The sequence below is a fragment of the Avibacterium sp. 21-599 genome (assembly GCF_026226765.1).
Lineage (GTDB): Bacteria > Pseudomonadota > Gammaproteobacteria > Enterobacterales > Pasteurellaceae > Avibacterium.
This window is the reverse complement of record NZ_JAKKOB010000001.1, coordinates 1,856,871-1,869,086: the sequence shown is the minus strand read 5'-3', so window position 1 is coordinate 1,869,086 and position 12,216 is coordinate 1,856,871. Positions and strand designations below refer to the sequence as shown.

Annotated in this window: 11 protein-coding genes; 8 read left to right on the top strand and 3 right to left on the bottom strand. The window is 40.5% G+C overall.

Annotated elements, in window-relative coordinates:
- The first annotated feature begins 76 nt into the window (after positions 1-76).
- From L5B83_RS08910 to L5B83_RS08880, 7 genes are all read left to right on the top strand, one after another.
- The gene (locus L5B83_RS08910; RefSeq protein ID WP_250364415.1) at positions 77-652 is read left to right on the top strand and encodes a VOC family protein; all 576 of its coding nucleotides are present in this window, start codon (positions 77-79) and stop codon (positions 650-652) included.
- 42 nt (positions 653-694) lie between these two features.
- Positions 695-1,156 (top strand): glycine zipper 2TM domain-containing protein, encoded by a 462-nt coding sequence (locus L5B83_RS08905; protein WP_250364416.1) that lies wholly within the window; start codon positions 695-697, stop codon positions 1,154-1,156.
- A gap of 184 nt (positions 1,157-1,340) precedes the next feature.
- Complete coding sequence (locus L5B83_RS08900) at positions 1,341-2,744, top strand: replicative DNA helicase (RefSeq protein ID WP_265778218.1); 1,404 nt, start codon at positions 1,341-1,343, stop codon at positions 2,742-2,744.
- A gap of 5 nt (positions 2,745-2,749) precedes the next feature.
- Complete coding sequence (gene alr / locus L5B83_RS08895) at positions 2,750-3,835, top strand: alanine racemase (RefSeq protein ID WP_265778216.1); 1,086 nt, start codon at positions 2,750-2,752, stop codon at positions 3,833-3,835.
- Between the two features lie 33 nt (positions 3,836-3,868).
- Positions 3,869-5,515, top strand: a complete 1,647-nt coding sequence (gene pgi / locus L5B83_RS08890; protein WP_250364419.1) for a glucose-6-phosphate isomerase — start codon at positions 3,869-3,871, stop codon at positions 5,513-5,515.
- 20 nt (positions 5,516-5,535) lie between these two features.
- Positions 5,536-5,922 carry a hypothetical protein gene (locus tag L5B83_RS08885; RefSeq protein ID WP_265778215.1) on the top strand — a complete coding sequence of 129 codons (387 nt, stop codon included), beginning with the start codon at positions 5,536-5,538 and terminating at the stop codon, positions 5,920-5,922.
- A 9-nt stretch (positions 5,923-5,931) separates the two neighbouring features.
- Positions 5,932-7,233: an L-cysteine desulfidase family protein gene (locus L5B83_RS08880; protein WP_250351679.1), complete on the top strand. Its 1,302-nt coding sequence runs from the start codon at positions 5,932-5,934 to the stop codon at positions 7,231-7,233.
- Positions 7,234-7,281: 48 nt separating this feature from the next.
- On the opposite strand, the gene L5B83_RS08875 is transcribed toward L5B83_RS08880, so the two are convergent.
- A complete protein-coding gene (locus L5B83_RS08875) occupies positions 7,282-7,482 on the bottom strand; it encodes a hypothetical protein (RefSeq protein ID WP_265778214.1) in 201 nt (66 codons plus the stop codon).
- Between L5B83_RS08875 and L5B83_RS08870 the strand changes: the two genes are divergently transcribed.
- A complete protein-coding gene (locus L5B83_RS08870) occupies positions 7,467-8,855 on the top strand; it encodes a glucose/sorbosone family PQQ-dependent dehydrogenase (protein WP_265778213.1) in 1,389 nt (462 codons plus the stop codon). The two genes, L5B83_RS08875 and L5B83_RS08870, sit on opposite strands and share 16 nt — an antisense overlap.
- Positions 8,856-8,960: 105 nt before the next feature.
- Here the strand turns inward: L5B83_RS08870 and L5B83_RS08865 are convergent, their stop codons facing one another.
- Both L5B83_RS08865 and ppc read right to left on the bottom strand, forming a co-directional pair.
- Positions 8,961-9,284, bottom strand: coding sequence for an HI1450 family dsDNA-mimic protein (locus tag L5B83_RS08865; RefSeq protein WP_265762057.1), 324 nt, complete (start codon positions 9,282-9,284; stop codon positions 8,961-8,963).
- 117 nt (positions 9,285-9,401) lie between these two features.
- Entirely contained in the window at positions 9,402-12,041 is a 2,640-nt protein-coding gene (gene ppc / locus L5B83_RS08860; RefSeq protein ID WP_265778212.1) for a phosphoenolpyruvate carboxylase, read from the bottom strand.
- Positions 12,042-12,216: the final 175 nt, after the last annotated feature.

Genomic DNA, 12,216 nt, shown 5'->3' with positions numbered 1-12,216 from the left:
TTTTAAATTGTGAAAATAAAATAATCCGCTATGATACCGTTCTTTCTGGATTAAGACAAAGATAAAGCAGGAAAAAATGATAAGTCGCGAACAAAATTTTTCATTTTTTGACAACCCTTTCTTTTCCTACGATGAATTTGCCAAATTTGAGCAGCAGATTTTACGATTGGCGGAAAAAATGGCATTGCCGTTGCAAGATTATGTGATTGATCACCTTGCGGTGCGCGTGAACAGCGAGCAATCAGCACAACGTTGGCTCAGTGCGTTATTAACGTGCGGTGAAATTTTAAGTGATAATATCGTCAATGGGCGAAAAATCTATCTTATTCAATTAGATACGCCATTAACCTTTGCTAATCAGCAAGTACAGATCATTGAATTACCTTTCCCGAAAAATAAACATTATCCACAAGAAGGGTGGGAACATATTGAAGCGGTCATTCCTTTTTTGCCTAAAGAAACGACAAATGCGTGGGTTGAGCGTATAAATTCGCATTTTTTATGGAACAAAATGACAGATGTGAGCGTCAAAGTGAGTGAACCTAAGGTAGAGGGTGAAAGGCTCCCCAACCCTTCAATTGCAGTGAGTTGTGATCATTCCACTTGCATTAAGGTGCATCCTTATCATATTAAGACGATTGTGGCGTCTTGATAAGGGAATAAAGATAACAAGTTAAATAAAGGTGTATTTCTTATGAAAAAAATGAGTTTAGCATTAGCAATTTTAATGAGCATTGGCTTAGTAGGTTGTGCAAATCAGGATATTTACAGCGGTGATGTGTATTCTGGTGGACAAGCAAAAGAAGCGCGCTCAATCAGCTATGGTACGATTGTTTCTGTAAGAGCGGTGAAAATTCAAGCAGAAAATGAAGGTGTAATCGGTACTGTTGGTGGCGGTGTACTTGGCGGTATTGCGGGTTCTGGCATTGGTGGCGGTACAGGTCAAGCGATTGCAACGGCAGTTGGCGCAATTGCGGGTGCCGTGATTGGTAGCAAAGTAGAAGAAAAAGCAAGCCAAGTGAATGCGCAAGAATTGGTGATCAGAAAAAATGATGGTAAACAAATTGTGGTTGTACAAAAATACAATGAAAAATTTGTTCCGGGAGCAAAAGTTCAAATCGTAGGTGATTCAAAGCTTAATGTGTCGGTCATCTAATTTGATTGTCATAAAAAGTGCGGTAATTTTTACCGCACTTTTTTGTTATTGCGCCTAAGCGTATGTATTTCTCCCTTTTATTTTTATTGGGGGATTTTCGCTATTTCACTGTTCTTTTTCTTAATTCTCACCTCAATTTGGTATATGATAGGCATAAATTTTTATCATAATCAAAAACGGATTTATGGCGAAACAATACCCTTCAAACTCAAAAGATAAAAAAGTTGAGCAGATTAATATCCCCCCTCATTCCATTGAAGCAGAACAAGCCGTGATCGGCAGTATGTTGCTGACAGATGCCCATTGGGATGCGGTTTCTGAACGCATTATTGCTGAGGATTTTTATACCTTTGAGCATCGTTTGATTTTTCAACATATTATGAATTTGATCCGCAATAATAAACCCGTGGATCTTCTTACCTTAGATGAAACATTAAAAGCGGCAGGGGTGAGCGAAGAAGTGGGCGGTTTTGCCTATTTAGCAGAACTGTCAAAAAATACACCAAGTGCCGCGAACGTGCTGACTTATGCCGAGATTGTACGAGAAAAAGCGATTTTGCGTGAACTTATCGCGTCCAGTAATAAAATTGCTGAAATGAGCTATCAAACCAAAGGGCGAGATGTAAAAGAAATTCTTGATGATGCCGAACGTGAAGTTTTCAGCATTGCAGAAAAGCGTACCACGGCGAGTGAAGGACCGCAAAATATCATTGATATTTTGGATAAAACCATTGATAAAATTGAAGTGCTAAGTATGAGCGAAACCCATAACGGGGTAACGGGGGTAACGACGGGCTTTATTGATTTAGACCGCAAAACCGCAGGCTTACAGCCTTCCGATTTAATTATTGTTGCCGCACGCCCTTCTATGGGGAAAACCACCTTTGCGATGAATTTATGTGAAAATGCCGCATTAGCCAGTGATAAACCTGTGTTGGTCTTTAGTTTAGAGATGCCTTCAGAGCAAATTATGATGCGTTCTTTAGCTTCTCTTTCCCGGGTGGATCAAACGAAAATTCGGACTGGACAAGGTTTAGATGAAGGGGATTGGGCGAAAATTGCCAGCACCTTAGGGATATTTAGGAAAAAACCCAATTTGTATATTGATGATTCTTCAGGGCTAACGCCAACTGAATTGCGTTCGCGTGCGAGACGCGTGTATCGCGAACACAGCGGGCTGAGCCTGATTATGGTGGATTATTTGCAGTTAATGCGTGCGCCCGCGTTTTCCGATAACCGTACCTTGGAAATTGCAGAAATTTCGCGTTCTTTGAAAGCCTTAGCAAAAGAGTTGGAAGTGCCTGTGATTGCCCTTTCACAGCTTAACCGTACGTTGGAAAACCGTGCGGATAAACGTCCTGTAAACTCAGATTTACGTGAGTCAGGCTCTATTGAGCAAGATGCGGATTTGATTATGTTTATTTATCGCGATGAAGTGTATAACGATAATTCGGAAGAAAAAGGCATTGCAGAAATTATTATTGGTAAGCAGCGTAATGGACCGATTGGTAAAGTGCGGTTAAAATTTAACGGACAATTTTCTCGTTTTGACAACCTTAAAGATCAACCTGATTATTCTTACGAGTAGGCATTATGATTGATGTAAAACCCGCTACGGCAAAAATTAGCTCACAGGCATTAAAACATAATATTGGGGTGATCAAACAAAAAGCGCCACGTAGCAAAGTGATTGCCGTCGTAAAAGCCAATGCTTATGGACACGGTGTGGCGTTTGTTGCCTCCGTGTTGGAAGAATTTGTCGATTGTTTTGGCGTTGCGCGCTTAGAAGAAGCACTCACATTACGTTCAAATGGGATTACAAAGCCCATTTTATTATTAGAAGGCTTTTTCCGCGCGAAAGATCTACCGATTATTGCCGTCAATAATATCCAAACTATCGTGCATAACGAAGAGCAGTTAAATGCCTTACAGCAAGCCAATTTACCCAACCCAATTAACGTTTGGCTCAAAATAGACACGGGAATGCACCGCCTTGGTGTCGCGTTAGAGGAAGTAGAGACATTTTGCCAAGCGCTTGAAAAATGTCCAAATATTGAACCGCACTTTGGTTTTGTGAGTCATTTTAGCCGTGCCGATGAATTAGAATCAGATTACACCCAAAAGCAACTTAACGCATTTCTTAAAGCGACGAAAAATAGAGTAGGGGAGCGTAGTATTGCCGCCTCTGGGGGCATTTTATTTTGGCCTGAAGCGCATTTGGATTGGATTCGTCCCGGCATTATTTTATATGGCATTTCACCGAATAACGTACCAAGTCAAGAATACGGCTTAATGCCTGTGATGACACTCACTTCATCGCTGATTGCCGTGCGTAATCATAAAAAAGGCGAACCCGTAGGATATGGTGGAAAATGGGTGAGCGAACAAGATACCAAAATTGGTGTTGTTGCCATTGGCTATGGAGATGGCTATCCAAGAGATATGCCACAAGGGACTCCGGTTTATCTTAATGGACGTCGTGTGCCAATTGTGGGCAGAGTATCAATGGATATGCTCACTGTGGATCTTGGTCAAGACAGCCAAGATCAAGTGGGGGACGAAGTAATCTTATGGGGTAAGGAATTACCTATTGAAGAAATCGCAGCAATAAGTGGCATTTTAAGTTATGAATTAATAACAAAACTCACCCCACGAGTTTTGACGGAATATATTGATTAATTTTTTAATTAAACTTAATAAAAGGAAACTCAAATGAAAAACATCAATCCAACCAGCACGCAAGCGTGGAAAGCCTTAGAACAACATAAAAACAATCTAGGCGAAACCACTATTCAACAATTATTTGCGCAAGAACCTAACCGTTTTAAAGATTATTCTTTAACCTTTAATCAGGATATTTTAGTGGATTATTCAAAAAATAATCTTACTCAAGAAACCTTAGGACTATTGCGTCAATTAGCGGAAGAATGTGGCTTGCAAGCCGCAACGGAAGCGATGTTCAGTGGGGAAAAAATTAACCGCACTGAAAACCGTGCTGTGCTACACACCGCATTGCGTAATCGCTCAAATACCCCTGTCTTGGTGGATGGTAAAGATGTGATGCCAGAAGTGAATGCAGTACTCGCTAAAATGAAATCGTTCTGCGATCGTGTTATTTCAGGGGAATGGAAAGGCTATACAGGCAAAGCCATTACTGATGTGATTAATATTGGTATCGGCGGTTCAGATTTAGGGCCTTATATGGTTACCGAAGCCTTACGCCCTTACAAAAATCACCTGACAATGCACTTTGTCTCCAATGTAGATGGCACACATATCGCTGAAACATTGAAAAAAGTGAATCCAGAAACTACGCTGGTGCTAGTCGCATCAAAAACCTTCACTACGCAAGAAACAATGACCAACGCAAATTCTGCGCGTGATTGGTTCTTAGCCAGTGCGAAAGATGAAGCGCATATTGCAAAACATTTCGCCGCACTTTCAACTAACGCAAAAGAAGTAGAAAAATTTGGCATTGATACGGCAAATATGTTTGAATTTTGGGATTGGGTTGGCGGACGCTATTCCTTATGGTCAGCGATTGGCTTATCTATCGCCCTTTCTATCGGCTTTGAAAACTTTGAAGCCTTGTTATCGGGTGCGCACGAAATGGATAAACATTTCCGCAATGCGCCGCTTGCAGAAAATATTCCTGCAACATTAGCCTTAGTGGGCTTATGGAACACCAATTTCCTTGGCGCGCAAACAGAAGCTATTTTGCCTTATGACCAATATTTACACCGCTTTGCCGCCTATTTCCAACAAGGTAATATGGAATCAAACGGAAAATATGTAGGACGTGATGGTAAAGTGGTGGATTACCAAACAGGCCCAATTATCTGGGGGGAACCGGGTACAAACGGACAACACGCGTTCTATCAATTAATTCACCAAGGTAAAATTTTAATTCCTTGTGATTTTATTGCCCCTGCACAAACTCATAATCCACTTTCAGATCATCATCTGAAATTATTGTCTAATTTCTTTGCACAAACGGAAGCATTGGCGTTTGGTAAGACAAAAGAAGAAGTAGAAGCAGAATTTGTGAAAGCGGGTAAATCCCTTGATGAAGTGAAAGAGATTGTACCATTTAAAGTGTTCACTGGTAACAAACCAACCAACTCAATTTTATTGCAAAAAATCACGCCATTTAGCTTAGGGGCATTAATTGCAATGTATGAACACAAAATCTTCACTCAAGGTGTGATCTTCAACATTTTCAGCTTTGACCAATGGGGAGTAGAACTTGGCAAACAGCTTGCTAACCGTATTTTACCAGAGCTTGAAAACAACAGCGAAATCACCAGCCACGACAGCTCAACTAATGGTTTAATCAACCAATATAAAGCGTGGCGTTAAGATATAAACGAGTCTAGTGAATGAATAAGCGGGGGAATACCCGCTTATTTTTTGCGGTGATGACAGCTTTCTTTGGTGTATATTTAGGTTTCCATGAAGCAACGCAAGGGATTGTATTGAATATGTTACAACGCTTTATGCCGGCAGATAAAATTAATCAGAAATGGGTTGCTAAAGGAATTATGTTAGCCGCTATTCTGCTTGCTTGGAGTGCTATTGTATTAAATGCGCCAGTATTAAGCTTCACGTCTATTTGTAGCCCAATTTTTGGTTTAGTTGGTTGCTTGATTCCAGCTTATTTAGTTTATAAAGTACCAATGTTACATAAATATAAAGGCATTGCACTTTATATCATTATTATTACTGGCATTTTATTATGTATTTCACCATTTTTAGCATTAATGTAGGAGCTTATGATGAACGCACATTTATTGGCTTTTGAGCCAGCATTGATAAATATTGTAAAGCAGGATGTTGTGCCTGCATTAGGGTGTACCGAACCGATTTCTCTAGCACTAGCCTCTGCGACTGCCGCATCACATTTAGGGCAATTCCCAGATAAAATTGTGGCAAAAGTTTCACCAAATCTAATGAAAAACGGCTTGGGAGTCGCGGTTCCTGGTACGGGAATGGTTGGATTGCCTATTGCCGCCGCGGTAGGTGCGATTGGCGGAGATGCAAAAGCCGGATTAGAGGTATTAAATAAAATTACACCAGAGCAGGTAGAGCAGGCTAAACAGCTTTTAGCGCAACACAAAGTGAGTGTTTGTATTCAGCAAACGGATCAAATTTTGTATGCAGAATCAACGCTATATGCTGGCGATGATTGGGTAAGGGTGGTTATTCAAGGACAGCATACGAATATTATTCTTATTGAGAAAAAAGGGGAGGTTATCTATCAAGTAGAAGATAACCAACATCAAGACCTTGATCCTTATGCAATTTTTGAGCAGCTAAAGGCAAAAGATATTTTTGATTTTTCAATGACAGTGCCTTTGGATAAAATTGCATTTATTAATCAAGCTGAAAAATTAAATAAAGCTTTATCTAATGAAGGATTACGTAGTGATTATGGATTACGTATAGGCCGTACATTACAGAAACATATTGGTGATGGGCTTATATCAGATGATTTGCTTTCACGTATTATGATTAATACAACAGCGGCATCAGATGCCAGAATGGGCGGCGCTAGTTTACCGGCAATGAGTAATTCTGGTTCGGGCAATCAAGGTATCACTGCGACAATGCCTGTTGTTGTCGTGGCGGATCATCTCAAGGTTGATGAAGAAAAACGTACACGCGCATTATTTTTATCACATTTAATGGCAATTTTTATTCATAGTAAGCTACCAAAACTTTCTGCCCTTTGTGCGGTAACTACTGCGGCAATGGGAAGTTGTGCTGGGATTTCTTATTTATTAACAGATAAATTTGATACGGCAGCAATGGCGATAAGTAGTATGATCGGTGATATTAGTGGGATTATTTGTGATGGCGCTGCAAATAGTTGTGCAATGAAAGTATCGACAAGTGTTACATCAGCATATAAATCGGTGTTGATGGCAATGAATCAAACAGGTGTAACCGGTAATGAAGGGATTGTGGAACATTGTGTTGATGAAAGTATAGAAAATTTATGTGCGATTGCTTGTAAGAGTATGCAACACACAGATGTGCAAATTATTGAGATTATGGCAAACAAACCTCAAGGCTAGCCTTTACTAGATATCCCTCTCGGTTTATCAAAATAAACAGCCTATTTCTTACAAACCAGAAATAGGCTGTTTTTTATCTTCATTTTTTATGAGAATCACTTGTGAATCTATGCCCATACTATAAATTTTCTTAATAGTAAAAACACCTTTTCTAATAATAGGTATCGCTATTTTTCCTCGTTTTATATAATCCGCTCGCTTTTTAACAGCAAGAAGAACAATAGGAGAATAGAATGAAAAAACTAGCATTTGCTGGTGCATTATTTGTATTTGCGACAACTAGCGCAAATGCCATTGATGTGGTGAGTAAAGATGGGAAGGTGGATTTTGGTTCACATTTTGAAGCAACAGTATTAACCGATAAGGTTGATGGCGGTTGGGAGATGATCTGGGGGCCGAAAGAGCAACTTTGGCTAACAGAACGTGCAGGCAGAAATATCGTGAGCATTGATCCCAAAACGGGCGAGAAAAGCGTGTTGTACCATTTTGCTAATGCTTATGAGAAATTCCCACATCAAGGCGTTTTAGGGTTAGCCTTAGATCCAAATTTTGATGCAGGTGAACCTTATGCTTATGCGGCCTATACTTATGTGGACGGCGAGAAAAAATTCGCCCGTATTGTCCGTTTAACCTATGATGGGAAAGCCAACAAATTAGGTGATGAGAAAATTGTCATTGACCATATTATTGCAGGTGTCGATCACAATGCTGGACGTATTAAATTTGGTCCAGATGGTAAACTTTATTACACCACAGGCGATTTAGGCTATAACCAAGGTAAACACGTTTGCGATGAAATTACTTCACAAAAATTGCCAACAGCAGAACAGGTGAAAAATCACGACTACCAAGCTTATAACGGAAAAACCTTGCGCCTTAATAAAGACGGCTCAATTCCTGATGATAATCCTATCATTAAAGGGGTGAAAAGCCACATTTATACCTACGGACACCGTAATCCACAAGGTTTAGTATGGGTAGGAAATCACCTTTATAGCACAGAACAAGGCCCTTCAAGCGATGATGAATTGAACAAACTTGAAGCGGGTGGAAATTATGGCTGGCCACACATTGCGGGATTTAAAGATGATTTAGCTTATGTTTATGCGAATTATTCTGCCGCGGTAAATTGCCCGAGCGTGAAATATGATCCCAATGTGATTCCTGAAGGCGTGCCAACACAAAAAGAAACGGATTACAAAGAACCTGTGATTGATCCTGTCAAAACGTTCTTCACGGTGAATAATGACTACAATTACACTAACGCCACTTGTGGAAAACTGGCTTATATTTGCTGGCCAACAATTGCACCGGGTAATGCGGTATATTATCCGAAAGATGGCGTTATTCCAGAGTTCCGTAATTCATTATTATTAGCAACCTATAAGAGTGGGGCAATCTATCAAGTAAAAATGAATGAAGATGCGAGTAATGTGCAAGGGGATACGGCAAAATATTTCACCAGTGCAAACCGTTATCGCAATGCTTTAGTTAGCCCAGATACCCGTAAAATTTATGTGGTAACAGATAATATGGGAAATGGCCGTCAATTAGATGACACACCAACCTCAAAAATGGCAAATCCCGGTTCAATTATTGTCTTTGAATATATAGGACAATAATGGCTGATCTGCACCTCAAATTAGGTGTCCAGTTTTTCGAGTACAGATCAGACTGTGGTTAAATAGTAAAAGTGCGGTGATTTTTCACCGCACTTTTTGTCGGGATTATTTTTTCCAAATAATATGATATTGACGATCTTCTTCTTGGTGGGAAATGAGGAACTTGGCAAAAATATCGTCCATTTCATCTTGCGCATTAACTAAGCCGATCCAAACTTCAGCATATTCATCAGGATCAATCAATACGCCGATTTCTTCTTCCCAATTTTCTGCCGTTTCGACAAATTCAACCGCACCGCGTTCTTCAAATTGTAAATTGAAGAGAACAATATCCGCAGGATCAAGGTTCTCTCCGGCCATTTCAAGGAAGATGTCATAGGCAATATCAATAGCAGTATCAGGATCAAGTTTTTTTATTTGTTCTGTCATTGGTTTTTTTATTTGTTTGAAAAGAGTGCGTATCATAGCATAAGAATAATCAGGAAAGAAAAAGTGCGGTAATTTTTTACCGCACTTTGCCTTTTATCTTTCGGGCGATACTTGCGTTTAACCAGTATTACGCATTCCAGCGGCAATACCTGTAATGGTGATCATCAAGGCTTGCTCAACATCAGGATTTGGGTTTTCAGGGTTTTCACGCAAACGGCGTAATAATTCCACTTGTAATAAGTTGAGTGGATCAGTGTAAATATTACGCAAAGCGATAGATTCTGCAATCCAAGGGAGATCGGACATTAATTGATCTTCGTGCGATAAAGAGAGAATTGTTTGAATATCAGCGTTTAATTGTTCGCGTAAAGATTGCCCTAAATACCATAATTCAGGTTTCACAAGATGTTGATCATAGTGTTCAGAAAGCCAAGTATCGGTTTTACTGAACACCATTTCTAACATACCAATCCGTGTTGAGAAAAATGGCCATTGTTTACACATTTCTTCAATAATATTGCCTTTACCTTGCTCAATAGCAAGCCGCACTGAAGCCCCTGCACCAAGCCAAGCTGGTAGCATTAAGCGGTTTTGCATCCAAGCGAAAATCCAAGGAATCGCACGCAGACTTTCTACGCCACCATTAGGATTGCGTTTCGCCGGGCGTGAACCCAATGGTAATTTTGATAGTTCTTGTTCTGGTGTCGCAGAGCGGAAATATGGCACAAAATCTTTATCGCCACGCACCACGCGACGATAAATATCGCAAGATGTGCGAGAAAGCTCATCCATTACTTCACGCCAAGCTCTTTTAGGTTCTGGTGGGGGTAATAAATTGGCTTCAAAAATAGCACTTGCGTAAAGATCTAAACTGCCTACTGCCACCGCAGAGAGACCAAGTTTAAAGCGGATCATTTCTCCTTGTTCGGTTACACGTAAACCATTTTTTAAGGAACGCGGCGGTTGAGAAAGAAGCGCCGCGTGTGCAGGTGCGCCCCCTCGTCCAATGGTACCGCCACGCCCGTGGAATAGGGTAAGTTCGATGCCTAATTCTTCACATAAATTTACGAGTTGTTCTTGCGCACGATATTGCGCCCAAGAAGCGGCCATCATTCCCGCATCTTTTGCACTGTCGGAATAGCCAATCATCACCATTTGTTTATTATTGATGACCCCACGATACCAGCCGATATTGAATAATTGACGCATCACCTCTTCGGAGGCGTCTAAATCGTCTAATGTTTCAAATAACGGTACAACAGGTAAGTGGTAAGGTACGCCAGCTTCTTTTAGCAATAAATGCACGGCAAGTACATCGGAAGCGGTACGCGCCATTGAAATAATATAGCAAGAAATCACGCCTTCGGATTGTTCTGCAATCACTTTACAGGTATCTAGCACTTCTTGCGTTTCTGCAGAAGGTTGCCAATCGCGCGGTAGGAGTGGACGGCGTGAACTGAGTTCACGAATTAAGAAAGCTTGTTTGTCATCTTCTGTCCATTGTGAATAATCACCTAAACCAATATAACGGGTGATTTCCGCAATGGCATCGCTATGTCTTGTGCTTTCTTGGCGAATATCAAGGCGAGAAAGCGATAAGCCAAAGCAACGAATACGGCGTAAGCAATCAAGTAATGCCCCATTTGCAATAATTCGCATACCACATTGATGGAGAGATTGATAGCAGTCATAAAGTGGTTCCCAAAGCTGTTCATCATCAGTTAAACATTCTTCTGACGCAACAGCAGGGATTTTGCCTTCTAGTTGCTCGCCATAATAGGCAACGGTTTTGATCAGTTTGCTACGCAATTGTTTGATGACAAAGCGATAGGGTTCTAAGTGATCGCCATATTTAGCGCGAAATTCAGGCGTACATTGAATTACAGAAAGTTCATCGGCTAAGGCTTTGATATCTTCTAAAAATAACTCAGCCGCTTTCCAGCGATTCATTAGTAACACTTGGCGAGTCGTTTGGGCAGTAACAAATGGGTTACCATCACGATCCCCACCCATCCAAGAAGAAAAACGCACTGGCGCAAGATCCACTGGCAATTGCACCGCAAAATTTTTTTCTAAATGAAAATTAAATAGGCGACAAAATTCTGGCACCGCTTTCCATAGGCTATTTTCAATCACCGCCATCCCTGCTTTGGCTTCATCAACAGGGGTTGGGCGTTGGGTACGAATTTCATTCGTATGCCAAGCGAGGGCAATCAGCTGCATTAAACGGCGTTTAAGTTTGGTGGTTTCGGCTTCAGTTAAATCATCGTGTTCTAAACGGCTTAAGCAGCGGTTGATTTCGACGTGCTTATGCCCGAGTGAACGGCGTGTTACCTCGGTTGGGTGAGCGGTAAGCACCAATTCAATAATCAGTTTTTGTACCGCATCAAGGACTTTCTCAACAGGAACATTTTGTGCTTTTAAACGTTGAAATAAGGCTTCTAACGTGCGATCGGACGATTCTTGGTCAATATGCTGACGAGAAATTGTTTGGTATTGTTCAGCAATATTGGTTAAGTTCAAAAAATGGCTGAAGGCTCTCGCGACAGGAATAATGTTTTCGTCAGAAATTGTCGCGAGGGTATCAAGTAGCTGCTGGCGTGCTTTTTCATCACCCGCACGGGAATTGCGTGATAACACACGAATATTTTCAATTAAGTCAAGAATATCACTACCTTGTGCATCACTAATGGTTTCGCCCAAGAAATGCCCAAGCATATTGATGTTGTTACGCAGTGTTGTGTATTGTTGGATCATAAGCACCTCACAAAAAAATAAATTCGTTTTCTGTGATAGATATAATCAAAAATAGGGAGAAAGGTCAATTATTTAAAAGATAAAAAATAATATAAATCAAAAGTGCGGTGGTTTTTTTATGAATTTTTTATCTTTTTTTATATGAAATCTAATAATGTTAGTAATTTGTTAAAAT

Bases quoted from the DNA above. Each gene is read 5' to 3' on its own strand.
- pgi (WP_250364419.1), top strand. From the start codon at position 3,869: ATGAAAAACATCAATCCAACCAGCACGCAAGCGTGGAAAGCCTTAGAA.
- L5B83_RS08880 (WP_250351679.1), top strand. From the start codon at position 5,932: ATGAACGCACATTTATTGGCTTTTGAGCCAGCATTGATAAATATTGTA.
- ppc (WP_265778212.1), bottom strand. From the start codon at position 12,041: ATGATCCAACAATACACAACACTGCGTAACAACATCAATATGCTTGGG.
- L5B83_RS08885 (WP_265778215.1), top strand. From the start codon at position 5,536: ATGAATAAGCGGGGGAATACCCGCTTATTTTTTGCGGTGATGACAGCT.
- alr (WP_265778216.1), top strand. From the start codon at position 2,750: ATGATTGATGTAAAACCCGCTACGGCAAAAATTAGCTCACAGGCATTA.
- L5B83_RS08910 (WP_250364415.1), top strand. From the start codon at position 77: ATGATAAGTCGCGAACAAAATTTTTCATTTTTTGACAACCCTTTCTTT.
- L5B83_RS08865 (WP_265762057.1), bottom strand. From the start codon at position 9,284: ATGACAGAACAAATAAAAAAACTTGATCCTGATACTGCTATTGATATT.
- L5B83_RS08905 (WP_250364416.1), top strand. From the start codon at position 695: ATGAAAAAAATGAGTTTAGCATTAGCAATTTTAATGAGCATTGGCTTA.
- L5B83_RS08870 (WP_265778213.1), top strand. From the start codon at position 7,467: ATGAAAAAACTAGCATTTGCTGGTGCATTATTTGTATTTGCGACAACT.
- L5B83_RS08900 (WP_265778218.1), top strand. From the start codon at position 1,341: ATGGCGAAACAATACCCTTCAAACTCAAAAGATAAAAAAGTTGAGCAG.
- L5B83_RS08875 (WP_265778214.1), bottom strand. From the start codon at position 7,482: ATGCTAGTTTTTTCATTCTATTCTCCTATTGTTCTTCTTGCTGTTAAA.